This window comes from Streptomyces sp. NPDC003248 (assembly GCF_055563235.1).
On record NZ_JBVHDT010000004.1, the window covers coordinates 404139 to 426883 of the forward strand.

At 72.0% G+C, this 22745-nt stretch carries 21 protein-coding genes; 6 read left to right on the forward strand and 15 right to left on the reverse strand.

The genetic code is table 11. The features are described 5' to 3' along the window. Positions 1-51: 51 nt before the first annotated feature. Positions 52-3072: a UPF0182 family membrane protein gene (locus ACZ3KJ_RS13475; protein WP_467526833.1), complete on the reverse strand. Its 3021-nt coding sequence runs from the start codon at positions 3070-3072 to the stop codon at positions 52-54. A 165-nt stretch (positions 3073-3237) separates the two neighbouring features. Here ACZ3KJ_RS13475 and ACZ3KJ_RS13480 point away from each other — a divergent pair, with 165 nt between their 5' ends. Then, a complete protein-coding gene (locus tag ACZ3KJ_RS13480; protein ID WP_389514052.1) occupies positions 3238-3777 on the forward strand; it encodes a PPA1309 family protein in 540 nt (179 codons plus the stop codon). A 51-nt stretch (positions 3778-3828) separates the two neighbouring features. On the opposite strand, the gene ACZ3KJ_RS13485 is transcribed toward ACZ3KJ_RS13480, so the two are convergent. The 4 genes from ACZ3KJ_RS13485 to ACZ3KJ_RS13500 form a co-directional block, all read right to left on the reverse strand. Continuing rightward, the gene (locus ACZ3KJ_RS13485; RefSeq protein ID WP_467526685.1) at positions 3829-4923 is read right to left on the reverse strand and encodes a YlbL family protein; all 1095 of its coding nucleotides are present in this window, start codon (positions 4921-4923) and stop codon (positions 3829-3831) included. Between the two features lie 54 nt (positions 4924-4977). Further along, entirely contained in the window at positions 4978-5199 is a 222-nt protein-coding gene (locus ACZ3KJ_RS13490) for a hypothetical protein (RefSeq protein WP_385061945.1), read from the reverse strand. Positions 5200-5272: 73 nt separating this feature from the next. Further along, positions 5273-5734 (reverse strand): molybdenum cofactor biosynthesis protein MoaE, encoded by a 462-nt coding sequence (locus ACZ3KJ_RS13495; RefSeq protein ID WP_467526686.1) that lies wholly within the window; start codon positions 5732-5734, stop codon positions 5273-5275. Between the two features lie 121 nt (positions 5735-5855). Then, a complete protein-coding gene (locus tag ACZ3KJ_RS13500; protein WP_467526688.1) occupies positions 5856-6965 on the reverse strand; it encodes an SDR family oxidoreductase in 1110 nt (369 codons plus the stop codon). A 192-nt stretch (positions 6966-7157) separates the two neighbouring features. Between ACZ3KJ_RS13500 and ACZ3KJ_RS13505 the strand changes: the two genes are divergently transcribed. Together ACZ3KJ_RS13505 and ACZ3KJ_RS13510 are read left to right on the forward strand one after the other, a co-directional pair. Next, a complete protein-coding gene (locus tag ACZ3KJ_RS13505; protein ID WP_467526690.1) occupies positions 7158-8603 on the forward strand; it encodes a zinc-dependent metalloprotease in 1446 nt (481 codons plus the stop codon). Then, on the forward strand, positions 8600-9127 hold the full coding sequence (locus ACZ3KJ_RS13510; protein ID WP_389514044.1) for an NUDIX hydrolase: 528 nt from the start codon (positions 8600-8602) through the stop codon (positions 9125-9127). Before ACZ3KJ_RS13505 ends, ACZ3KJ_RS13510 begins: the two co-directional genes overlap by 4 nt. A gap of 53 nt (positions 9128-9180) precedes the next feature. On the opposite strand, the gene ACZ3KJ_RS13515 is transcribed toward ACZ3KJ_RS13510, so the two are convergent. The 4 genes from ACZ3KJ_RS13515 to ACZ3KJ_RS13530 all read right to left on the reverse strand — a co-directional run bounded on the left by ACZ3KJ_RS13515 (position 9181) and on the right by ACZ3KJ_RS13530 (position 13089). Next, positions 9181-9936, reverse strand: a complete 756-nt coding sequence (locus ACZ3KJ_RS13515) for an AIM24 family protein (RefSeq protein WP_467526692.1) — start codon at positions 9934-9936, stop codon at positions 9181-9183. A 16-nt stretch (positions 9937-9952) separates the two neighbouring features. After that, on the reverse strand, positions 9953-10633 hold the full coding sequence (locus ACZ3KJ_RS13520; RefSeq protein ID WP_389514042.1) for an AIM24 family protein: 681 nt from the start codon (positions 10631-10633) through the stop codon (positions 9953-9955). Between the two features lie 11 nt (positions 10634-10644). Further along, positions 10645-12357, reverse strand: a complete 1713-nt coding sequence (locus ACZ3KJ_RS13525; protein WP_467526694.1) for a TerD family protein — start codon at positions 12355-12357, stop codon at positions 10645-10647. 135 nt (positions 12358-12492) lie between these two features. Beyond that, positions 12493-13089, reverse strand: a complete 597-nt coding sequence (locus tag ACZ3KJ_RS13530) for a M48 metallopeptidase family protein (RefSeq protein WP_467526695.1) — start codon at positions 13087-13089, stop codon at positions 12493-12495. Between the two features lie 262 nt (positions 13090-13351). Here ACZ3KJ_RS13530 and ACZ3KJ_RS13535 point away from each other — a divergent pair, with 262 nt between their 5' ends. Both ACZ3KJ_RS13535 and ACZ3KJ_RS13540 read left to right on the forward strand, forming a co-directional pair. Next, positions 13352-14566 (forward strand): TOMM precursor leader peptide-binding protein, encoded by a 1215-nt coding sequence (locus tag ACZ3KJ_RS13535; RefSeq protein WP_467526697.1) that lies wholly within the window; start codon positions 13352-13354, stop codon positions 14564-14566. Then, positions 14559-15929, forward strand: a complete 1371-nt coding sequence (locus ACZ3KJ_RS13540; RefSeq protein WP_467526699.1) for an ABC1 kinase family protein — start codon at positions 14559-14561, stop codon at positions 15927-15929. The genes ACZ3KJ_RS13535 and ACZ3KJ_RS13540 overlap by 8 nt, the downstream gene beginning before the upstream one ends. A 156-nt stretch (positions 15930-16085) precedes the next feature. On the opposite strand, the gene ACZ3KJ_RS13545 is transcribed toward ACZ3KJ_RS13540, so the two are convergent. The 4 genes from ACZ3KJ_RS13545 to ACZ3KJ_RS13560 form a co-directional block, all read right to left on the reverse strand. Further along, a complete protein-coding gene (locus tag ACZ3KJ_RS13545; protein WP_467526701.1) occupies positions 16086-16409 on the reverse strand; it encodes a hypothetical protein in 324 nt (107 codons plus the stop codon). Next, positions 16406-16774: a WhiB family transcriptional regulator gene (locus tag ACZ3KJ_RS13550; protein ID WP_388567928.1), complete on the reverse strand. Its 369-nt coding sequence runs from the start codon at positions 16772-16774 to the stop codon at positions 16406-16408. Before ACZ3KJ_RS13550 ends, ACZ3KJ_RS13545 begins: the two co-directional genes overlap by 4 nt. A gap of 172 nt (positions 16775-16946) precedes the next feature. Further along, entirely contained in the window at positions 16947-17273 is a 327-nt protein-coding gene (locus ACZ3KJ_RS13555) for a hypothetical protein (RefSeq protein ID WP_467526703.1), read from the reverse strand. A 166-nt stretch (positions 17274-17439) separates the two neighbouring features. Then, positions 17440-19701 carry an ATP-dependent DNA helicase UvrD2 gene (locus ACZ3KJ_RS13560; RefSeq protein WP_467526705.1) on the reverse strand — a complete coding sequence of 754 codons (2262 nt, stop codon included), beginning with the start codon at positions 19699-19701 and terminating at the stop codon, positions 17440-17442. 207 nt (positions 19702-19908) lie between these two features. Here ACZ3KJ_RS13560 and ACZ3KJ_RS13565 point away from each other — a divergent pair, with 207 nt between their 5' ends. Beyond that, complete coding sequence (locus ACZ3KJ_RS13565; RefSeq protein ID WP_037937849.1) at positions 19909-20151, forward strand: mycoredoxin; 243 nt, start codon at positions 19909-19911, stop codon at positions 20149-20151. A gap of 74 nt (positions 20152-20225) precedes the next feature. Here the strand turns inward: ACZ3KJ_RS13565 and nudC are convergent, their stop codons facing one another. After that, the gene (gene nudC / locus ACZ3KJ_RS13570; RefSeq protein WP_467526707.1) at positions 20226-21170 is read right to left on the reverse strand and encodes an NAD(+) diphosphatase; all 945 of its coding nucleotides are present in this window, start codon (positions 21168-21170) and stop codon (positions 20226-20228) included. 157 nt (positions 21171-21327) lie between these two features. After that, entirely contained in the window at positions 21328-22740 is a 1413-nt protein-coding gene (locus tag ACZ3KJ_RS13575; RefSeq protein WP_467526709.1) for a dipeptidase, read from the reverse strand. Between the last annotated feature and the right edge of the window lie 5 nt (positions 22741-22745).

The window sequence follows — 22745 nt, forward strand, 5'->3', positions numbered from 1 at the left end:
TCCACAACCGTACCACGACGCGGGGTGGGCCTTTACGACCAGCCGTTTCGGTCAGCCGCTGGAACTGCTGACAGGGCTTGGGCTGGTGCTCGGACTGGCACTGCTGCCGGTTCCGCCGCTCCCGCTCGCGCCGGCGCTCGCGCTCGGACCGGGACTGCTGGTGGCCTTGTCGCCGCTGCTGCCACTGCTGCCGCCGCTGCTGCTGCTCCGGTCCACCTCGGCCTGCGCCTCCTCGGCCCGCTTGAGTGCGGCCTCGAGCTCCTTCTGCGCCTTGGCGTACGCCTCCCAGTCGGGCTTCTTCAGGGCTTCCTGGCCGGCCGCGAAGGCCTCCTGGGCGTCCTTCAGCGCCTCCTGGACCGTCGCGTCGCCGGACGTCGGCGGCTGGGTCGTGGTGTCACCGTCGTCCGCCGGCGGCGTCGTTGTCGTGCCCTCGGTGCCGAAGACCTTGTCGAGGGCCTCGTCGAGGGTGTCCTCGAAGGCGGTGTTGCCTCCGTAGGTCACCAACACCTTCCGCAGCAGCGGGTACTTGAGCCCACCACCGCGCACGTAGACCGGCTCGACGTAGAGCAGTCCTCCGTCGAGCGGCACCGTGAGCAGGTTGCCGTACTCGACCTCGGAGTCGCCGCCTCTCAGCAGCCTGATCGACTCGGCGATGTCCTGTTCGGAGTTGAACTGGCTCTGGACCTGCTTGGGGCCGTCGACGGTGGTGCTGGTCGGCAGTTTCAGCACTCTGATCTTGCCGTAGTCGGGCGTGCCCGCCTCGGAGTCGACCGCCATGAACGCGCTGAGGTTGTCCCGGCCGTTGGGCGTGAACGTCGTCGTCAGCGAGAACGCCTGCGCCTCCTGGCCGGGCATCTTCATGCTCAGGTAGTACGGGGGCACCGCGTCGCCCGACTTGTTGGTCGGGTCGTCCGGCACCTGCCACACCTCGCTGCCGCTGAGGAACGTCGTCGCGTCCTTGACGTGGTAGCGGGTGAGCAGCTCGCGCTGGACCTTGAACAGGTCCTGCGGGTAGCGGAGATGGGCCATCAGCGAGTCGGAGATCGCGGACTTCTTCTCGACCGTGCCGGGGAAAGCCTTCATCCAGGTCTTCAGGACCGGGTCCTCGGTGTCCCACTGGTAGAGCTTGACCTCACCGGTGTAGGCGTCGACCGTCGCCTTGACCGAGTTGCGGATGTAGTTGACCTGGTTCTGCTGGGCCACGACCGCGCGGTTGGTGTTGGTGGCGGTCAGCGAGTCGGCCGTCGTGTCACCGAGGGTCGTACGGGAGGCGTACGGGTATCCGTTGGTGGTCGTGTACGCGTCGACGATCCACTGGATCTTGCCGTCCACGACCGCCGGGTAGGCGTCGCCGTCGATGGTGAGCCAGGGGGCCACCGCCTCCACGCGCTCCTTAGGCGTGCGGTTGTACAGGATCCGCGAACCGTCGCCGATCGCTCCCGAGTACAGGATCTGCGGCTCACCGAAGGCGACCGCGTACGCGGCGCGGTTGACCGGGTTGGAGAGGTTGACCCCGCTCTTGCCGGTGTAGCTGGTGGTCTTCTCGCCCTGGTCGTCGGAGTAGTCGATCTCCTTCTGGGGACCGCCGACGATCGAATACGTGGTCGTCTTCTCGCCGTAGTAGATCCGCTGCTCGTACTCCCCGAGGACACCCTCCGAGGGGAGGTTCGACTCGGTGAAGGCCGGCCGGCCCTCGGAGTCCGCCGTGGTCCCCTTGGCGGCGACCACGCCGTAGCCGTGCGTGTAGCGGAAGTGGTTGTTGATCCAGTTCTGCTTGTCCACGCCCGCGAGGTTGAGCTCGCGCAGACCGATGACGGTGTCCTGGTCGGTGCCGTTCACGCTGTAGCGGTCGACGTCCAGGTTGTCCGGGAAGGCGTAGTACTTACGCATCTGCTGGAGCTGCTGGAACGTCGGCGACACGATGTTCGGGTCCATGATGCGGATGCTCGCCGTGGCGTCGACGTCGTCGCGCAGCTGGGTCTTGTCCTCGGTCTTGCTCGTCCCCGTGTACTCGGTGACCTCGGCGCCGTCGATGCCGTACGCCTCACGCGTCGCCTCGAGGTTCTTCTCGACGTACGGCGCTTCCTTGGCCTGCTCGTTCGGCTGGACCTGGAACTTCTGGACGATCGCCGGGTAGAGGCCGCCGATCAGGATCGCGGAGAGCACCATCAGACCGAAGCCGATCACCGGGAGCTGCCAGGTGCGCCGCCACAGGGTGGCGAAGAAGAGGAGGGCGCAGATGACGGCGATGCAGAACAGGATGGTCTTGGCCGGCAGATAGGCGTTGGCGTCGACGTACCGCAGGCCGGTCCAGTTGTCGGTGGCCTTGAAGTCGCTGGACTTCACCGCCAGGCCGTACCGGTCGAGCCAGTACGCCACCGCCTTCAGGGCGACGAAGATGCCCAGCAGCACCGACAGGTGCCCGGTGGCCGCGGCCGTGGCGCGCGCGCCGGGGCTGGTGACGCGCAGCCCGCCGTACAGGTAGTGGGTGAGCGCGGCGGCGATCAGGGAGAGGATCGCGGCGGCGAAGCCGAAGCCGAGCAGGAACCGGTACCACGGCAGGTCGAAGGCGTAGAAGCTCACGTCGAGGTGGAACTGCGGGTCCTTCTGGCCGAAGGACACGCCGTTGACCCACATCAGCCAGGTCCGCCACTGGCCGGACGCCGAGGCGCCGGCGATGAGGCCCACCAGGGCGGTGATCGCGAGCAGCAGCCACTTCTTGTACGGCGCGATGCCCATCCGGTAGCGGTCGAGGCTCTGCTGCTCCATCGACATGGCGCTCAGCGGCGGGCGCAGCCGGTGGGCCAGCCAGATGTTGAACCCGACCGCGAGGGCCATCAGCAGACCGAAGACGAAGAACAGCCCGATCTTGGTCCACAGGGTCGTCGTGAACACGGACGAGTAGTCCACCGACCGGTACCAGAGCCAGTCCGTCCAGAACCCGGCGAACATGGTGAACGCCATGCCGAGCACGGCAAGGACGCCCAGTGTCATGAGCAGGGTCCGGACGCGCCGGGACGGGCGGCCCACTCTCATCCGCGGCCCTGTCGGGCCTCCGCCGCGGTCCGGCATCTGGAAAGCCAAGGTGCGCACCTCGAAAGTCGCTGTTGAGTCCGTCAGGCCCGCGTGTTCGTGGACCGTGGGTGGCCCCCCGTGATCGTGGGCCCACACCTATGCAACTTACTCACCGTTTACTCGGTTCCCGATTCCGGCCGGGAACGAGGCAGGATTGTGACCATGTCCAACACTCCCATGGCAGCGAACCCGCTCACCCGGGCCGTGCTCGAGATCGACGAGTACGCCTCCGGCCTCGGCTGGGACCAGCCCGCCCGCCTCTTCGCCCTCGTAGACACCGCACGGCTGCGGGTGCAGGAACCCTCGCTCGCCGCCCAGCTCGGTCTGGAAGAGTCCGAGACCACCGGTCTCACCCCGATCGAGCAGGATGAAGTGCCAACGGACAAGCCGCTCGACGAGTTCCTGGCCACGATCGCCTGGCCGGACGCGGTGACGGGCTGCGCCCTGACCGTGGAGCGCCTGATGCTGCCCCCGTCCGCCGAGGCGCAGGTCCCCCAGGGCCTGAGCGAGGCCAAGCTGGCCCGGTGGGTCGCGGACCACCCCGAGCGCCAGGAGGTCCGGATGACGGTCGCGGTCCTGCGGGACGGCAGCCGTGAGTCGGCGCTGCGCCTGCGCGAGAAGGACGCCTCGACGGAGGTCCTCACCGGCGCCGGGCTGGTCCCGGGCCTGGCGGAGGCCCTGTCGGCGACCTTCGAGGAGTAGGGCGGAGGACACGCGCGGCCCGCCCCGTCGGGCGGGCGTGCGGCCGGGCGGCTACTTCGTCGTGCACTTCGGCAGGTCGGCGGTGTCGCCGCTGCGGATGTCCTTCAGGGCGCCGAGGGCGTCGTCGATGGTGCCGACCTTGACGAGGGTGAGCCCGCTCGGGGTGTCCTTGGCGGCGGCCGCGCAGTTGTCGGCGGGCGTGAGGAAGTACCGGGCGCCCTGGTCGCGGGCGCCGACGGTCTTCATCTCGATGCCTCCGATCGGGCCGACCGTGCCGTCGTCGTCGATCGTCCCGGTGCCGGCGACGAACTTCCCGCCGGTCAGACTGCCCGGGGTGAGCTTGTCGTAGATGCCGAGCGCGAACATCAGGCCGGCGCTCGGCCCGCCGACGTCGGCGAGCTTGATGTCGATGGTGAAGGGGAAGGTGTGGTCGGTCCCGGCGGAGATCCCGACGATCGCCCGGTCCTCCCCCTCGTCGTCGGACTCGGCCGTGGTGATCGTGACGGACTCGACTTCGGTCGCCGTCTTGTTCGCCTTCTCGGCGGCGGCCTGGGCCGCGGCCGGCACGATCCCGAAGACGACCTTCTCGCCCGGCTTGTGCTTCGTGACCAGCTTCGCGACGTCCTCGGGCGCCTTGACGTCCGTACCGTCGACGGTCTTGATGACGTCACCGGCGTGCAGCTCGCCCTCGGCGGGCGAGCCCTTGACGACCGTGGAGACGATCACCCAGGACTGCACCGGGACGCCCAGCTCCTCCAGGGCGGCGACCTTGGCGCTCTCCTGGGACTGGCTGAACTCCTCGGCGTTCTCCTGGGTGGACTCCTCCTCGGTCTTGCCGTCCGGGTACAGCGTGTCGTGCGGCACGACCTTGCTGTCGTGGGCGAGCCAGCCGTAGACCGCCTCGACGAGGTTCATCCGGTAGTCGGCGCCGGTGACCCGCACCGTGGTCATGTTCAGGTGGCCGGTCGTCGCATAGGTCTTCCGGCCGGAGATCTGCAGCACCGGCTCGCCGTCGTGCTCGCCCAGCGTGTTCACCGTCGGCCCCGGGGACATCTCCGAGTACGGCGCCTTGATGAGCACTCCCACGCACAGGAGTGCGATCAGCATCAGGGTGGAGGCGAGCATCGTCGCGGTGCGGCGTGGCATGCCTCGACAGTACGGGACGCCTCTGTCAGCGCACCGTCAGGGGCCCCGCCCGGGTCACGTGCGGGACGAGGGCTTCTCCATCGCCGCGCGGAACCTGGCGTACCCGTCCAGTTCGGGACCGTCGCCACGGACCTTGCGGGTCCGGTGGGCCCAACTGCCCCACAGACCGGCACCGACCGCAGCCATCAGCGGAATCAGCAACCAGGCGAGCACCGCCATGCCGACCTCCCAACCCCAATCGAGCGACCGCAACTGACTGATCAGCAGATTAACCATCCGTACGGACAACGCTCGTGCCAGGGGGGCGGTTACGCAACCGGAGGCCGTCGCTGGGCAGGGGGCCCGTTTCTCAGCAGGCGCCCACCCATTCCTCCGTCCCGTCGGAGAACGTCTGGTGCTTCCAGATGGGCACTTCGTGCTTGAGGTCGTCGATCAGCCTGCGGCAGGCCTCGAAGGCCTCTCCCCGGTGCGGACACGACACGGCGACGACGACGGCGAGGTCGCCGACCGCCAGGTCCCCCACCCGGTGCACGGCGGCGAGCGCCCGCACCGGGTACTCGGCGGCCACCTTCTCCGCGATCCGCCGCATCTCCGCCTCGGCACTGGGGTGGCAGGAGTACCCGAGCGCGTCGACGTCGGCACCCCCGTCGTGGTTGCGCACGGTCCCCACGAACAGCGCCGTCCCACCGGCCGCGGCGTCCCCGACGGCCGTGAACACCTCGTCCACGGAGAGCGCCGTCTCACGGATCGCGATCAGCTTGACGGGGTCCTGCGCCGGCTGCTCGCCGGGATGATCATTGCTCGGTGCCATGCCCTCATCGTGCCGCACGCCGGGGACGAGGGGGAACCGGACGACAGAGGGGAAGCGGACCAGGATGGCCGAGGCGCCGGGGGCCGGCGGCGGGTTCCCGGGGCGCACCCGCGCCCCTGCCTCACCTCCGCCGGGCCTTGCGGGCCCTCCGCACCACGGCCGCGGCGCCCAGGAGTGCCACGGTCGCCCCCGCCGCGCCGGCGGCGGTGGCGTCCTTGCGCCCCAGCCGCCGCCCGGCCACGGTGTGCCGGCCGGACACCTCCTCCAGCAGTTCCGCGAGCACCTCCTCGTTGGTCCACCGCGGCCGCCACCCGGCGTCGTGCAGCCGGCTGCCGCTGACCACCCACGGGTACATCGTGTAGGCCAGGTCCCCCGCCGGGGACGGCGTGAGCCCGATCCGGTGCAGCCGGGCGGCGGCGCCCAGCGCGACCGCCGACGGCAGTTCCATCCGCCGGATCCCGCTGAGCTCCTCGACCTCCTCCTGCTCCAGCCACCCGTCGCACCCGACGGCCAGTTCCCCGTCGACCTTCTCCAGGACGGCGTACTCCAGCGCGCCGCACAGGTCCTCGACGTGGCAGAACTGCCAGGCCGGGCGCGAGCCGGCGACGACGAGCAGCCGGGGCGACTCGAAGTACCGGGTCAGGGCGGTGTCCGTGCCGCCCACCAGCACCGCCGGCCGGACCACGGTGACGTTGAGCCCCGGATGCGCCCGCGGTGCGCGGCGCGCCAGCCGTTCGATCTCCAGCAGGTCGCCGACCCCGGTCGCCTCGGCCGTCGCCTTCAGCTCCGCGTCCTCCGACAGCGGCAGCTCGTTGTCGGGCAGCGCCCCGTAGACCATCGCGGAGGTGCACAGCACCACCCGGTGCACCCCGGCGGCCGCGGCGGCGGTCAGCACCGTCTGCGTTCCCCGCACGTTGTAGGCCGTCCGGGCGGCGCTGTCACTCCCCAGGTCGAGGTCGAGCGCGAGGTGGACCACCACGTCCGCGCCCCGCAGCTTGTCGGCGATCGCCGGGTCGCGGACGTCGAGGATGTGCCACTGCGCCGCGTCGCACTCCCCCCGTCGCTCGTCGATGGCGACGACCTGCTTGATCTCGTCCGAGGCGGCGAGGCGCTCGGCGAGCAGCGCGCCCACCCCGGTCGCGGCGCCGGTGACGGCCACGACGGGCCCTCGCCCGCCGACCGGGGTCGAGTGGTTTCGCGCTGCGCGAACCTGCGGATCTGGGGAACTCACCAGGTGTCTCCAGCGGTTGTTTTCCATACGAGCGCGATGACGCGTGCGTACCAGGTGGCATCCATCCTGCCGCAGGCCGAGAGTCGGCGAAGCACCGAGGCCCGATCGAGCCGGGGTGTCTACGCTGGGTGGTGTTGCAGGGCAGCCGCGCCGCCGGACGAGAGCCGGTGGCCTTACCAGCCGAGGAACCCCGTGAGTGACACCCCATTCGGATTCGGCCTTCCGCCGGAGGAGCCGGAGGACGGCGACGAGGGCAAGAAGAAGGACCCGCAGAGCGGCGGTGGTCAGGGACCGGCCAACCCGTTCGGTTTCGGGCAGCCCGGAGGCTTCGGCGGCCCGGGCGGTCCGGGAGCCGACAACCCGCTCGCTGCCGTGTTCGGCTCGCTGAACCCCACCGACCTGGGCGCCGCGTTCCAGCAGCTGGGCCAGATGCTCTCCTACGAGGGCGGCCCGGTGAACTGGGACATGGCCAAGCAGATCGCCCGCCAGACGGTGTCGCAGGGCACCTCCGACGGCGTCAAGGACTCCAGCATCGGCCCGGCCGAGCGCACCGCCGTGCAGGAGGCCGTCCGCCTGGCCGACCTGTGGCTGGACGACGTGACGTCCCTGCCGTCCGGCGCCGGCTCGGCCGTCGCCTGGTCGCGCGCGGAGTGGGTCGAGGCGACGCTGCCCGCGTGGAAGGAGCTGGTGGACCCGGTCGCCGAGCGCGTCGGCACGGCGATGGGCGACGTGCTGCCGGAGGAGATGCAGGCCATGGCCGGCCCGCTGATCGGCATGATGCGCTCGATGGGCGGCGCCATGTTCGGCTCGCAGATCGGGCAGGCCGTCGGCGTGCTCGCGGGCGAGGTCGTCGGTTCGACCGACATCGGCCTGCCGCTGGGCCCGGCCGGCAAGGCCGCGCTGCTCCCGGTGAACATCGACGGGTTCGGCAGGGACCTGGGCGTGCCCAAGGACGAGGTGCGGCTGTACCTCGCCCTGCGGGAGGCCGCCCACCAGCGTCTCTTCGCGCACGTGCCGTGGCTGCGCTCGCACCTGTTCGGCGCGGTCGACGGCTATGCGCGCGGGATCAAGGTCGACACCGCGAAGCTGGAGGACGTGGTCGGCCAGTTCGACCCGCAGAACCCCGAGCAGTTGCAGGACGCGCTCCAGCAGGGCATGTTCCAGCCGGAGGACACCCCCGAGCAGAAGGCCGCGCTGGCCCGTCTGGAGACGGCGCTGGCGCTGGTCGAGGGCTGGGTGGACGCCGTGGTGCACGCGGCCGCGAAGCCCCGTCTGTCGTCCGCGGACGCGCTGCGTGAGACCCTGCGCCGCCGCCGCGCCTCGGGCGGCCCGGCGGAGCAGACGTTCGCCACGCTGATCGGTCTCGAGCTGCGCCCGCGCCGTCTGCGCGACGCCTCGCGCCTGTGGGCCTCGCTGACGGACGCGCGCGGCGTCGACGGCCGTGACGCCCTGTGGGCCCACCCGGACATGCTGCCGACGGCCGGTGACCTGGACGACCCCGACGGTTTCGTGCACCGCGAGCAGATGGATTTCTCCGAGTGGGACAAGATGCTCGGCGAGGCGGCGAGCGGCGGGACCGGCGAGAAGCCGGACCTGAGGAAGAAGGACGAGCAGGACGAGGGCGACGGCACCGAGTGAGCCTCCATGACGACGCGGTCCTCGTGCTGAAGGGCTACGAGGACCAGCAGGAGCTGCGCCAGACCTACCTGGAGCACCTCGAGAGCCACCCGGACGGCATGTGGAAGGCCTGCGGGGACGGGCACATCACGGCGAGCGCCCTGGTGATCGACCCGGAGCGGGGACGCGTCCTGCTGACCCTCCACAAGAAGATGCGCATGTGGTTGCAGATGGGCGGCCACTGCGAGCCGGCCGACGACACGCTGGCGGCCGCCGCCCTGCGGGAGGCGACCGAGGAGTCCGGCATCCCGGGGCTGACGCTGCTGCCGGGCGGCCCGGTGCGACTGGACCGGCATCACACGCCCTGCGCCTGGCATCTGGACGTCCAGTACGCCGCGCTGGCCCCGGCCGGGGCCGTGGAGGCCATCAGTGACGAGTCCCTCGACCTGCGCTGGTTCGCGTACACGGAGGTCGCCGACGTGGCGGACGACTCCGTCGTACGACTGCTGCGAGCCACCCGCGCGCGTCTTCGGTCCGACGCGTGAGTAAGGGGCGACCTCCTGGACGGTCGCCCCTTACGCGCGTGCTCCGCGGGCGGTCAGCTCCAGACGTTGCCCTGGTTCTGCCCGCGCGCCCCCTGCTGCCCCATGCCGTACTGGGCGGCGAGGCCCGAGCCGATCTGGGCGTTCTGCGGCGGGAGCAGTTCACTGGGCTGGACGAGGGCGAAGCCGGTGCCCATGAAGCTGAGCTCCCAGCCCTCACCGGTGTTGCCGCGGCGCCGCCACACCCCGGAGGAGTGCGTCTGGGCCTGCATCTGCACCCGCAGCCCGGTGGACCAGGCGACGATCGCATCGGCGTCGCAGTTGACGTACTTGTCGGGTGTGACCTGCATCATCAGCGGGGCGCCCGAGGTCATCAGGGCGACCCGGCCCCGGCCGGTGATGTTGAGCTGGTACTTCCCCGAACCGGAGATGCCGTAGAGGCTGTCGACGGCGATGACCTCGTGGTGCAGCGAGGAGTCCATCGCCAGCACGTAACTGCTGTCGACGGTCAGGCCGTCCTGGTCCACGTCCACCAGGTGGACGTGCTGGGCCAGGTTGGCGAGGAAGACGGTGCCCTGGCCGTGGCACCGCATCAGGTCCAGGCCCTCACCGGTGCGCGCACGCGCGCGTGACTGGCTGTTGCTCCGGAACTCGGCGTCGAACTCGACGAGGCCCTGGTAGGCGACCATGGTGCCCTTGCGGGCGAGGATGTCGTCGTGGCCCTCCAGGACGACACGGAGCATCTGCTTGTTCTGCAGACTCCAGCGCTCCTGGGTCTGCTGGTCGTTGTAGGCGAAAAGCGGGCTCTGCATGGTGACTGGCTCCCCCTCAGCCCCGGACCCGGAGGCGGTCGGTGCTGTCCTCGCTGGGCTGGACGACGACGATGCCCTCGCCGGAGAAGGCCATCTGGAAGGCCTCGCCGCTGCCCCGGCCGAGGAGCGACTGCGCCTTGAAACTGCGCTTGCCCTTCACCTTGAGGTTCGGGGACCAGGCGACGAGCGCGTCGGGGTCGACGTACGTCTCGTTCTCGCCGCCGCCGCAGTCGACGACGATCGGCTTGCCCCGGGAGGTCAGCGCGACCCAGCCCTGTCCGGAGATCTTGGTGTTCCACAGGCCCTGTCCGGCGAACTTGGCCAGTCCCTTGACCCGTTCCACGCCCCAGGTGAGGTGCGCGTCGAAGGCGAGCAGGTTGGTGGCGTTGACCGAGATGCCGTCGCCGTTGAGGTTGATCACCACGACGTCGGCGCCGTAGTCGGCGAGGTAGAGCAGGCCGTCGCCGGAGCACTTCATCAGCGGTGCGCCCTCGCCGGTCATCCAGTCGCGCGCGATCTGGCGCACGGCCGGCGGGTTGGGCTCGTACTGGATGAAGCCCTCGTAGGCGACCATCGAGCCCACGCGCGCGAAGAGGTCGTTTCCGGTCTGGAGGGCGACCTTCAGCATGTGGTTGCCGTGGTTCTCCATCCGGGCGGTGACGGGTGCCGGGGCGTAGCCCGCGAGCGGCTGGTTCATGACGGGCTCCCTCAGACCTCGTACGGCTGGACGACGATGAAGTTGCCGGGCGCGCCCCGGAACTGGAGGTTGACGCTCTCGCCGGTGTCGCCCGGGTAGGCGTTGCGGCGCATCCGCACCTGGCTGGAGACGACGACCTGGGAGGCCGCCGACCAGGCGACGACGGCGTTGCAGTCGGCGAAGGTGGTGGGGGTGACCGGCAGGACGACGGGCGCGCCGTGCGTCTTCACGACGATCGTGCCGGTACCGGTGAACTGCATGGTGAAGAGCGCTCCGCCGGGGATCCCGTGCCCCTCGATGCGGCGGACCTCGTACTGGAGGCTCTCGTCGAAGGCGAGGACGTTCTCCGCGGAGACGCAGATGCCGTCGCCCTGGAGCTCGATGGGGTGCAGCATGGTGGAGTCCTCGGCGAGGAACACCTGGCCCTGGCCGGTACAGCGCATCAGCTGCATCTCCTGGCCGGTCGCGTTGCCCACGATCCGGCCGGCGAACCCGGCGCCCTTGTAGCTGAAATCGACCTTGCCCTGGTAGAGCACCATGCTGCCCTGGCGGGCGAGCACGGGCTGGCCACCGATGCCGAGGTCGACGCGGACCATCTTCCGGTTCTGCTGCGTCCAGCGCTGCCCGGTGGGCGTCTCCTTGAACTGCTCGAGCGCGGCGGTCACCCCGGCGCCGCCCTGGGGCGTGCCCTGCGGGGGCACACCGTAGGGCTGCTGGCCCGGCGGCTGTCCGAAGGGGGGCTGCTGGCCGTAGCCGGGCGGGGCCTGGGGCGCCTGGGGGGCCTGGGGCTGGGCGTAGCCGGGCGGTGGCGGGGCGGTCGGTGCGGCGGCCTGGCCGTAGGGCTGCTGCTGGGGCGGCCGGCCGTGCGGCGGCTGCTGGCCGGGCTGGCCGTAGGGCGCGGGAGCGGGGCCCGGCGGCGGGACCTGGGCGCCGCCGGGCGGGGTCATGGGCGCGACGATGGTCGGCGCGGTGTGCACGGGCTGGGCCGGCGGCGGGGGCGCGGCCGCGGGCGGCGCGGCCGGCGGGGCGAAGCCCTGCGCCGCGGGCTGCGGCTGCTGCGGCGCGGGAGCCGGGGCGGGCGGGGGCGTCGGAGCGGAGGGGGCGCCGAAGGGGGGCGGGGCGGCGGCCTGGGACGGCGGGGCGAAGCCCGGGGCGGCACCGGCCTGCGGCTGCTGCGGGGCGGCGGGCGCCTCCTCCTCCAGCACCTCTCCGCCGAAGTTCCTCAGCAGCGCCTCCAGACCGCCGTCGAAACCCTGCCCGACGGCCGCGAAGCGCCACACGTCCTTCAGGTAGAAGTCGCCCAGCATCACGGCCCGTTCGGTGGAGAACTCCGCGCCGTCGAACGCGTAGCGGGCCACCTCCTCGCCGCCCGCGACGATCCGGATGTACCCGGGGTCGATCTGCGACATCTGCCCGGCGCCGTCGATGGTCGCGGTGAAGGACAGCTTCTGGATCTGCGGCGGGATCCGGTCCAGGGTGACGCGGAAGGACTCCGTGTCACCGGCCTGGGCGCCCAGCAGCTGGATGGACTCCTCGGGGGACTTCGGCTGGTTGAAGAAGACGAAGTACCGGTCGTCCGAGAGCCGTTCGTCGGCGTCGAGGCCGAAGCAGCTGATGTCGAAGGTCAGGCCGGGGGCGGAGATCTGCACGCCTACGTACAGATCGGTGCCCGCCGTGAGGTCACTGATCCTGGCCTTGTGGCCGCGTTGGAATTCCCTGGGCATGCGTAACGACCGTCCCCCATCCCGATGGCGAGTGCGTCGCGCCAGGCTAACGGCTAACTCGGACATCGGACGAGGTCGGTACAGACCCGGTACACAACCCGCGCGCGTGGGTGCCGGACGGTCCTCGCGGCCGCCTCACTCGTCGCGGGCGCCGGGCGGATGCGGCAGACGCGCGGCGGCGGCCACGCCCTCGAGGTAGCCGCGGGCCCGCTCGGTGCGCGGGTAGGCCTCCAGCAGCCGCCAGAAGTCGGGGCCGTGGCCGGGCACGAGCAGATGCGCGAGCTCGTGGAGGAGTACGTAGTCGATGACGTACTCGGGCATGCCCTTCAGCCGGTGCGACAGGCGGATGCTTCCCTCCGCGGGCGTGCACGAGCCCCAGCGCGTGTTCTGGTTGGTGACCCAGCGGACCGACGCGGGGCGGGCCCGGCCGCCGAAGTACTGGGCCGACAGCCGTCCGGCGCGCTCGGCCAGCTCCGCGTCGCCGGGCACGCGCCGGCTCTCCTGGGCGGCGAGTTTGTCGAGCATGACGCTCACCCAGCGCTGTTCCTCGGCCTCGGACATGCGGGCAGGGATGAGCACGATGGTGCGATCGCCCTCGCGGTACGCGGAGACCGTGCGGCGTCGGCGGGCGCTCCGGCGGACCTCGATCGCGCTCGCCCCGTGGCCGCTCGGCGGCTGGCTCGTCGTGCTGCGCTGTGGCGTTCCGGCGCGGTGCGGTGGGTCGGCGGGCACGCCAAGACGTTACCCGCTGCACACGGCGGAAGTCCCGCCCCCGGGATGGTTCGGTTCCGTCGCTCCGCCCCGGCCACGCAGCCGCCCGTCCCGGTGTCCACCGCAAACGACTGATTTGTACGACGAATCCGTCTGCCTGTGGACAACTTTCGGCGCCTGCCGGCGGGGCCCGGCATGCTGGCACTCGTCGGCGGAGCGAGGTCGCCTCCACGTCCCCGCTCCGCCGGCGTACGGGGAAGTTCCAGGCGGACGGGGGTCTTCGATGCATCCGATGGTGAAGCCCGCGCTGCGGCGCGGCTGGCGTGACCTGAACACCGTGCAGTTCGGCATGGCACCGGCGCACGCGATGACGCTCGGCCCGCTGGATGCGGCGACGGCCGGTTTCCTGGACCAGCTGGACGGCACCCGGGGGCTCTCGCTCCTGCGGGAGGAGGGGCGTCGCAGGAATCTGCCCGACGGCCGGGTCGACCGGCTGGTGGAGCGGCTGGCGCAGGCGGGTCTGCTGGACGACGCGCGCGGCGGCGGGCCGGACGCCGACGCGCTGAGGGAGAGCCGGGACGTCCTGGACCGGCTGCGCCCGGACCTCGCCTCGCTGTCGCTGACGACGTCGGACCCGGGGGAGGCGTACGGGCGGCTCGCCGCCCGGCGCCGGCTGCGGGTGCAGGTCCGGGGCGCGGGGCGGGTGGGCGCGGTGCTGGCCTCCCTCCTGGCGGGGGCCGGCGTCGGTGAGGTGGACGTACGGGACGAGGGCCGGGTGGAGCCGGGGGACGTCGCCCCGGGCGGCCTGCCGGCCGAGGCGGTCGGTGAACGCCGGGGCGAGGCCGCCCGCCGCGCGGCGCGCCGGGCCGCTCCGGGCCGCCCGCCCCGTGCCGGCGCGCGGTCACCGGCCGGGACGCACGCCCCGGGCTTCTCCCTGGTGGTGCTCGCCCCGAGGGACGACGTGTCCGTGCACGCGCCCCCGCCGTCGGCCTCGGAGTCCCTGGTCGCCTCGGGGACACCCCATCTCCACGCGGGCGTGGTGGAGGCGACCGGCGTGGTCGGCCCGCTCGTCCTGCCCGGTGAGACGGGATGCGCCGGCTGTCTGCACCGGGCGCGCGCCGACCGCGACCCGACCTGGCCGCGGCTGGTCGCGCAGTGGCACTCCGGGAGGCGCCGCCCGGCCCGGGCCTGCGACCTGGCGCTGGCCACGACGGTCGCCGGACTGGCGGCCGCCCACGCGCTGACCTTCCTCGACGGCCGGCTCCCGTCGAGCGCCGGGGCCCGCTGGGAGGTCTCGCCACCCGCTCTCCAGTGGCACGCGCGGCCGGTGCCGGGCCACTCCGCGTGCCCCTGCGGGGCCGCGGGGAAGGGCAGCGCGGAACACCCCTCCGAGGACGGGGGATCGCGCGCGACAATGGCGGGGCAACGGCATTCGAAGGATTCGGGCCGTACGACGGACGCGGCGCGGCCGGCTGGGACTTGGAGGGCGCATGTCTGATCTTCCCCGGAAGGCGGTCACCCGGACCGCCAAGCTCGCCGCGCTCCCGCTCGGCTTCGCCGGCCGGGCCACCTGGGGGCTGGGCAAACGGATCGTGGGCGAGTCCGCGGAGATCGTCGGCCGTGAGCTGCAACAGCGCACGGCGGAACAGCTGTTCAAGGTGCTGGGCGAGTTGAAGGGCGGTGCGATGAAGTTCGGGCAGGCCCTGTCCGTCTTCGAGTCCGCCCTGCCCGAGGAGATCGCCGGCCCCTACCGGGCGGCCCTCACCAAACTCCAGGAAGCGGCCCCGCCGATGCCGACCCGCACGGTGCGCTCGGTGCTCGCCGAACGCCTCGGCGAGGACTGGCCCGAGCTGTTCCTGGAGTTCGACGACAAACCGGCCGCGGCCGCCTCGATCGGCCAGGTGCACCGGGCGGTGTGGCACGACGGGCGCGAGGTCGCGGTCAAGGTCCAGTACCCCGGGGCGGGCGAGGCCCTCCTCTCCGACCTCACCCAACTCAGCAGGTTCGCACGGCTGTTGGGCCCGCTGGTTCCCGGCATGGATGTCAAGCCGCTGATCACCGAGCTGCGGGACCGCGTCTCCGAGGAACTGGACTACGGCCTGGAGGCGCGGGCCCAGCGGGAGCACGCGGAGGAGTTCGCCGACGACCCCGACGTCGTGGTGCCCGCGGTGGTCCACCAGTGCGACCAGGTCCTGGTCACCGAGTGGATCGACGGGGTGCCCCTGTCCGAGGTGATCTCCGGCGGCACGCGGGAGCAGCGGGACCGGGCCGGTCAGCTGCTGTCGCGTTTCCTCTTCTCCGGCCCGGCGCGCACCGGTCTGCTGCACGCCGATCCCCACCCCGGCAACTTCCGGCTGCTGCCCGGCGGTCCGGGGGGCGAGGACGACTGGCGTCTGGGCGTGCTCGACTTCGGTACGGTCGACCGGCTCTCGGGTGGCCTGCCGCAGCCGATCGGCGAGTCCCTGCGGATGACGCTCGACGGCGAGGCGGACGCGGTGTACGCCCTTCTGTGTGCAGAGGGCTTCGTCAAGGAGTCCATCGAGCTGGATCCGGACGCGGTCCTCGACTACCTGCTGCCGATCATCGAGCCGGCGCGGGCCGAGGAGTTCACGTTCACCCGTGACTGGATGCGCAGTCAGGCGGCCAGGATCGCCGATCCGCGGTCCCCCGCCCATCAGTTGGGCAAGCAGCTGAACCTGCCCCCGGCGTATCTCCTGATCCACCGGGTGACCCTGAGCACCATCGGGGTGCTGTGCCAGCTCGGTGCGACGGTGCGGCTGCGCGAGGAGCTGGAGGAGTGGCTTCCGGGGTTCGTCCCTGAGGAGGGCACGGTGGCGGAGGAACTGGTGGCGGAGGCGTGAACCGTCCGAGGGCGCGGGCGTCCCTCGGACGGCGGCGCCGCGGCCGGTGCATCGCCGGGGCAACGCGCGGCGGGGGCCGGTCCGTTCGGACGGACCGGCCCCCGCGAGGAGAGCTCCACCTCCCTGCCGGGAGGTCACCGCTTCAGGTGGGAGGGGTTACTGCATCACGGCCATGGCGAGCGCCCGGCGGGCACGCAGCGAGGCGCGCTCGGCCCGGCGCTGCATCCGGCGGGCGGTCGCCAGACGCAGGGCCCGGCGTTCCTGCTCGGCCTCGCGCAGGCGCTCGTGCATATGCGCACGCGCCAAGGCTTCTGGGATGAGTTGCATCTCTCGGGTCCTGTTCTGACGCGAGTCGATCGCGCCGGTGGTGGTGACGTCTTCGGTCGCGGAGCCTGCGGGCTCGTTGGTGGACGGCTTCATCGGGGCCTGCTTCTTGGGGTCGTGCGTGAGGGGGCGATCGATCGTTCCTGCGGTGTTCATGCCGTGACCGGGTTCTTGCGCGGGCGGCCGCGCGGCCGCTTCCGGGCGACGACGACGCCCTGGACGAACAGCTCGCCGCCCCAGACGCCCCAGGGCTCGCGGCGCTCCTTGGCGCCGGCGAGGCAGGCCTCGATCAGCGGGCAGGTGCGGCACAGGGACTTGGCGTACTCGACGTCGGCCGGGGACTCGGCGAAGAAGACCTCCGGGTCGTAGGAGCGGCAGGGGACGGGTACGCCGAGGTTCTCGATGGCGTCGTCGAGCGCGGTCAGCGCGGTGAGCGGGGTCAAGGTGGAGTCCTCCGTGGGGCCGGGCGGGGGGATCGTCTCGGAAGGCGGTACGGACGGGGCGTGCGCTTCGAGTTGCACGGTTCGTCTTCCTCGTCTGGTCGTTCCGGCCCTGTTGGGCCGGGTGGCGGCTGAGTACCGGGTTCTTTTCTTGTCCCGAGGCCCCTTCGCTCCGTCGTCCCGTCGGAGGACAAACAGAAGGGCCGCGGATCCCGGATGGGGTTCCGCGGCCCTGAAGGCGCCGGCCTGAGAATCAGGCTGGATCACTCCAGGGTTGTGGCCCACGGAAGGCCCACATCAGGTGGTGCTGCGTCGTCTGCTTCCGGTATCCGGCACCGGTCGCCGTAAAGGCATAGGCCTTCGCCTGTGCCGCTACTGCCGCTTCCAGTGCCTTGGTCGGTCGCTCGCTGCGCTCGCGGACGGGAAGGCCCGCGGGGGCAACGGAGGAGGAGGCCAGCCGGTCGGCACGAATGCCGGACAGACCGGTGCCCAGGTCGGAGCCGCCGAGCATGCACAGGGAGACGATCGAGGGATCGGTCAGTTTGGCGGTGCTGATGGAACCGGCGTTGTTGATGATCACTGGAATCGCCTCCTCTCGGCGTCTCGGGGGACCGGGGTGAGCCCAGTCCGACGGATATGTAAGTACAGCACGGGATCAGGGCCTTCGAGAAGGCCTCCGGTCTCGTGCCTAAGAACCTATGGGGATCGCTGGGGCATGCGCAAACTATTTTTTCGACGAGTTCGGATCAATCGTCCCCGGCGCCCCCTTCCGGGTCCTGGCCTGCACAGATGGCCAGCACATCGGCTCCGTAGCGGTTGAACTTGCGCATGCCGACGCCCGCGATCCGCGCGAGTTCGCCCGCCTCCTCGGGAACCGCCTCCGCGATCGCCATCAGTGTCTTGTCGGTGAAGACGCAGAAGGCCGGCTGACCGTTGCGTCGCGCCTGGAGGGCGCGCCAGGACCGCAGCCGTTCGTACAGTCCCTCGTCCATGTCGGACGGGCAGTCCTCGCAGCGCATCAGTTTCATCTCGCCGGCGTCGGTCAGGGTGCGTCCGCAGACCCGGCAGCGGGCCGGCACGCGGTGGGTCCGGCGCGGTACGGCGGGGGCGCTCGTCCTGGCAGTGCGGTGGCCGTGCTCGACGCCTCCGCCGACGGCGGTTCCGGTCCGGCCGGCGGCGGGGCCCGAGCCGGGGCGCAGCCCGTCGAGGAAGCGGCTGGGACGGCGGCTGGGACGGCCGCCGGGCGCGCGGGAGAGGGCCCAGGAGATGTGGAGGCGTTCGCGGGCCCGGGTGACCCCGACGTAGAGGAGGCGGCGTTCCTCCTCGATCTGCTCGTCGGTCCTGGCGTAGGTGATCGGCATCATGCCCTCCGCGACGCCGACCAGGAACACGACGTCCCACTCCAGGCCCTTGGCCGAGTGCAGCGAGGCGAGGGTGACGCCCTGGACGGTCGGGGCGTGCTGGGCGTTCGCCCGCTCGTCCAGCTCGGTGACCAGGTCGGCGAGGGTGACGCCGGGGCGGGCGGCGGCGAAGTCCTGGGCGAGGTCGGCCAGGGCCGCCAGCGACTCCCAGCGCTCCCTGACGGCGCCGGAGCCGGCCGGCGGCTGCGAGGTCCAGCCCTCGCCGGAGAGGACGGCGCGGACCTGGGAGGGCAGGTCGACGGTGTCCTCCAGGAGGGTGTCGTTGCGGCCGAAGCGGGCGGAAGCGCGCAGCGCGGTGATCGCCCTGCGCACCTCGGGCCGGTCGAAGAAGCGCTCGGCCCCCCGCAACTGGTACGGGATGCCGGCGTCGGCCAGCGCCTGCTCGTAGGTCTCGGACTGGGCGTTGGTGCGGAACAGGACGGCGATCTCGGCGGCCGGGACGCCGGCGTCGAGCAGTTCCCGGATGCGGCGGGCGGCGCCCTCGGCCTCGGCGGGTTCGTCGGTGTACTCGGCGTACACGGGCTCGGGACCGGGGGCGCGCTGGGAGATCAGTTCCAGGCGGTGGTCGGCGGCACGGCCGCGGGCCTGGGCGAGCAGGCCGTTGGCGAGGTGGACGACCTGGGGGGTGGAGCGGTAGTCGCGGACCAGCTTGACGACGGTGGCGCCGGGGTGGCGGGTGCGGAAGTCGAGGAGGTGGTCGGGGGTGGCTCCGGTGAAGGAGTAGATCGTCTGACTCGCGTCGCCGACCACGCACAGGCTGTCCCGCTCGCCGAGCCACAGTTCCAGCAGCCGCTGCTGGAGGGGGCTGACGTCCTGGTACTCGTCGACGACGAAGTGCTGGTACTGGGCGCGGACCTGCTCGGCGATGTCGCGGCGGTCCTGGAGGACGGCGACGGTCAGCAGCAGGACGTCCTCGAAGTCGATGACGGCGCGCTCGCGCTTGAGGTCCTCGTAGGCGGCGTAGAGCTGGGTGATCTCGGCGGGGTCGCGGGGGGCCTCGCGGCCCGCCTCGGCCGCGGCCGAGGGGTAGTCCGCGGGGACGGTCTGGGTGACCTTGGACCACTCGATCTCAGCCGCGGCGTCCCGCAGCTCACCGCGGTCGAGCCGCAGGCGGCAGACGGCCGCCGCGTCGGCGACGAGCTGGATCTTGCGGTCCACGAGCCGGGGCAGCGAGCCACCGATCGCTTTCGGCCAGAAGTACTGCAGCTGCCGCAGCGCCGCCGAGTGGAAGGTACGGGCCTGGACGCCCTGGGCACCGAGCTGGCGCAGCCGGCCGCGCATCTCGCCGGCGGCGCGGTTGGTGAAGGTGACCGCGAGCACGCTGGAGGGGTGCAGGATGCCCGCGCGCACCCCGTAGGCGATGCGGTGGGTGATGGCCCGGGTCTTGCCGGTGCCGGCCCCGGCCAACACGCACACCGGGCCGTGCAGGGCGGTGGCCACCTCGCGCTGCTCGGGGTCGAGCCCTTCGAGCACCGCGTCGGCCGAGTCCGGTACCTGCGGGAAGAGGGTGGAGTGCGTTGCTGCTGTCACACAGCCATGCTGCCAGGTCGCCCGTGACGGACGAGCCGGTTGTCCACAGGCGGGCACCTTTCGTCGTACTAATGCGGCAGGCGTCACGGGAGGCCGGTGCGGCAGGCGTCACGCGGGGCCGAGGCGGCCGGCGTCGCGGAGGGCCGAAGCGGCAGGTGCGGCGGGTGTCACGTCGGGCGTGTGCCCCGGGCGGGAATGGCGGCCCGGCCTCGTGCGTTCCTCCCTCGGACGACCTTCCCGAGCTGCCAGAGGAGCGCGAGCGAGATGCAGGGCACTGTGACGATGTACAGCACCACGTGGTGCGGCTACTGCCGTCGGCTGAAGAGCCAGCTGGACCGTGAGGGCATCGCGTACACCGAGATCAACATCGAGCAGGACCCCGAGTCGGCCGCGTTCGTCGAGAAGGCGAACGGCGGGAACCAGACGGTCCCGACGGTGCTCTTCGCCGACGGCTCGACGCTGACGAACCCGTCGCTGGCGCAGGTGAAGCAGAAGGTCGGCGTGTGAGCGGCGACCGGTAGGCCGTCGGCGGCACAGCCGCGGAGGGGGCCGTCGCGATGGGGCGGCCCCCTTCGCCGTGGTCAGACGAAGCTGCGGGTGGGCAGGGGCTTGCCGTACCACAGCTCGATCAGGCGGGCCGCGATCGAGATGCCGTAGGGCGGCAGGACCTCGCCGGACTCGAAGGCGGCGCTCAGTTCGTCCCGGGAGAACCAGCGGGCCTCGTGGATCTCGTCGCCGTCGACGTCGATGTCCACGGAGGTGGCGCGGGCCATGAAGCCCAGCATCAGGCTGGACGGGAAGGGCCAGGGCTGGCTGGCGACGTACTCGACCTGGCCAATGGTGATGCCGGCCTCCTCGAAGACCTCGCGGCGCACCGACTGCTCGATGGACTCGCCGGGCTCGACGAAGCCGGCGAGCGTCGAGAAGCGGCCTTCCGGCCAGTGGACCTGGCGGCCCAGCAGGATCCGGTCGTCCTCGTCGGTGACGGCCATGATCACGGCCGGGTCGGTGCGCGGGTAGTGCTCGGCGCCGCAGGCGGGGCAGCGGCGGATGTGGCCGGCCGCCGCAATGACGGTGCGCTCGCCGCAGCGGGAGCAGAAGCGGTGGGTGCGCTGCCAGTTCTCCAGCCCGACGGCGTGCGCCATCAGTCCGGCGTCGCGCGGCGACAGCAGCAGGCCCGCCTCGCGCAGGCCCGCCGGGCGGGCGGACTGGTCGATGCGTCCGGGCAGGCCGTCCTTCTGCAGGGCGAAGTAGCTGACGCCGTCCTCGTCGATGCCGAGGAAGTAGCGGTGCGCCTCGGTCAGGGGGGCCTCGAAGGAGGGCGTCATGACGAGTTCGGTCCGGCCGTCGGCCGTCTCGTCGATGAGGACCTGGCCGCCGGAGACCACGAAGCAGCGGGTCGTGGGGTGGCTCCACGCCGCGGCGAGCCAGGCCTCGTCGAGCCGGTGGTGGGCGGCCCGGTCGACGCCGCTCGGGGCGGTGAGCGAGATGGGTCGGTCGGCGTTCTGGTCGGTCCAGGTGGTCACGGGTTGCTTCCAACTCCCCCGGTGGAACGGTTGTTTTCGGCGGGCGGTTCAGCGGGACGGGCGGCGGAGGGCGACCGGGTCGGGTGCGGTGCCGTGGGGCGGGGCGGTCACTCCAGTGTGCCGCGCGCGGTGGGTCGCTCCGCAGGGAGCGGGGACGTCAGGGCGCATGGCGCCAGGTCTCCGCGAGGTCGCCCCAGAGGTGGGCGGCGGTCTCGGCGCCTTTGAGCAGCAGGTCCAGCTCGACCTTTTCGTTCGGGGCGTGCCAGCCGTCCGAGGGGACGGAGATGCCCAGGAAGAGCACGGGGACGCCGAGCACCTCCTGGAGGTCGGCGGCCGGGCCCGAGCCGCCCTCGCGGGTGAAGCGGACGGGGCGTTCGAAGGCCCGGCCCATGGCGCGGGCCACGGACTGAAGGGCCGGGTGGTCGAGCGGTGTCAGGCAGGGGCGGGTGGCCGGCAGGAAGGTGATCTCGTGCCGGATCCCGGCGGGCACCTGCTCGTCGGCCCAGGCCCGGACGGCCTTCTCGATCCGGTCGGGGTCCTGCCCGGCGACCAGCCGGAAGGAGAGCTTCACGAAGGCCGACGACGGGATGATCGTCTTGCTGCCGGGGCCCTGGTAGCCGCCGCCGATGCCGTTGACCTCGGCGGTGGGACGGGCCCAGACGCGCTCCAGGGTGGTGTACCCGGCTTCGCCGTGGGCGGCGTGCGACCTGGCGGTGCGCAGCCACTGCCGCTCGTCGAAGGGCAGCTCGGCGAAGAGCGCGCGCTCGCGGTCGGTGAGGTCGAGGACGCCGTCGTAGAAGCCGGGGACGGCCACGCGCGCGTGCTCGTCGTGGAGGGCGGCGACGAGGCGGGCGGCCGCGGTGGCCGGGTTGGGCACGGCGCCGCCGAAGGAGCCGGAGTGGATGTCCTGGTCGGGGCCCGACAGCCGGATCTCGCACTCGGCGAGGCCGCGCATGCCGGTGCACACCGTGGGGGTGTCCTCGGACCACATGCCGGTGTCGGAGACGATCACGGCGTCGGCGGCCAGCCGCTCGGCGTGCTCCTCGACGAGGGCGCGGAAGTGCGGGGAGCCGGACTCCTCCTCGCCCTCGATCAGCAGCTTGAGGGTGACGGCGGGGGTGGTGCGGCCGGTGGCGGCGAGGTGGGCGCGGACGCCGAGGGTGTGGAAGAACACCTGGCCCTTGTCGTCGGCCGCCCCGCGCGCGTAGAGGCGGTTGTCGCGGACGACGGGCTCGAAGGGGTCGCCGTCCCAGCCGTCCTCGCGGGCGGCGGGCTGCACGTCGTGGTGGCCGTAGACCAGGACGGTGGGTGCCCCGGGGTCCTCGGACGGCCACTCGGCGTAGACGGCGGGCGCGCCGGGGGTCTGCCAGACCTCGGCGGTCGGGAAGCCGGTCTCCTTGAGCCTGCCGGCGAGCCAGTCGGCACTGCGGCGTACGTCGGGCGCGTGGTCGGGCTGGGCCGACACCGACGGGATGCGCAGCCACTCGGCGAGGTCGTCGAGGAAGGCGGCACGGTGGCGCTCGATGTAGGTGCGGACGGCGCTGACCACACTGTCAACGGGATGGCTCATGGTCA

What these genes read in the sequence shown, in the direction of transcription:
- ACZ3KJ_RS13485 (WP_467526685.1), bottom strand. Translation starts at nt 4,923, where the DNA reads ATGCCACGCCGCACCGCGACGATGCTCGCCTCCACCCTGATGCTGATC.
- ACZ3KJ_RS13565 (WP_037937849.1), top strand. Translation starts at nt 19,909, where the DNA reads ATGCAGGGCACTGTGACGATGTACAGCACCACGTGGTGCGGCTACTGC.
- ACZ3KJ_RS13525 (WP_467526694.1), bottom strand. Translation starts at nt 12,357, where the DNA reads ATGCCCAGGGAATTCCAACGCGGCCACAAGGCCAGGATCAGTGACCTC.
- ACZ3KJ_RS13520 (WP_389514042.1), bottom strand. Translation starts at nt 10,633, where the DNA reads ATGAACCAGCCGCTCGCGGGCTACGCCCCGGCACCCGTCACCGCCCGG.
- ACZ3KJ_RS13515 (WP_467526692.1), bottom strand. Translation starts at nt 9,936, where the DNA reads ATGCAGAGCCCGCTTTTCGCCTACAACGACCAGCAGACCCAGGAGCGC.
- ACZ3KJ_RS13575 (WP_467526709.1), bottom strand. Translation starts at nt 22,740, where the DNA reads ATGAGCCATCCCGTTGACAGTGTGGTCAGCGCCGTCCGCACCTACATC.
- ACZ3KJ_RS13495 (WP_467526686.1), bottom strand. Translation starts at nt 5,734, where the DNA reads ATGGCACCGAGCAATGATCATCCCGGCGAGCAGCCGGCGCAGGACCCC.
- ACZ3KJ_RS13480 (WP_389514052.1), top strand. Translation starts at nt 3,238, where the DNA reads ATGTCCAACACTCCCATGGCAGCGAACCCGCTCACCCGGGCCGTGCTC.
- ACZ3KJ_RS13490 (WP_385061945.1), bottom strand. Translation starts at nt 5,199, where the DNA reads ATGGTTAATCTGCTGATCAGTCAGTTGCGGTCGCTCGATTGGGGTTGG.
- ACZ3KJ_RS13545 (WP_467526701.1), bottom strand. Translation starts at nt 16,409, where the DNA reads ATGAACACCGCAGGAACGATCGATCGCCCCCTCACGCACGACCCCAAG.
- ACZ3KJ_RS13475 (WP_467526833.1), bottom strand. Translation starts at nt 3,072, where the DNA reads ATGCCGGACCGCGGCGGAGGCCCGACAGGGCCGCGGATGAGAGTGGGC.
- ACZ3KJ_RS13535 (WP_467526697.1), top strand. Translation starts at nt 13,352, where the DNA reads ATGCATCCGATGGTGAAGCCCGCGCTGCGGCGCGGCTGGCGTGACCTG.
- ACZ3KJ_RS13540 (WP_467526699.1), top strand. Translation starts at nt 14,559, where the DNA reads ATGTCTGATCTTCCCCGGAAGGCGGTCACCCGGACCGCCAAGCTCGCC.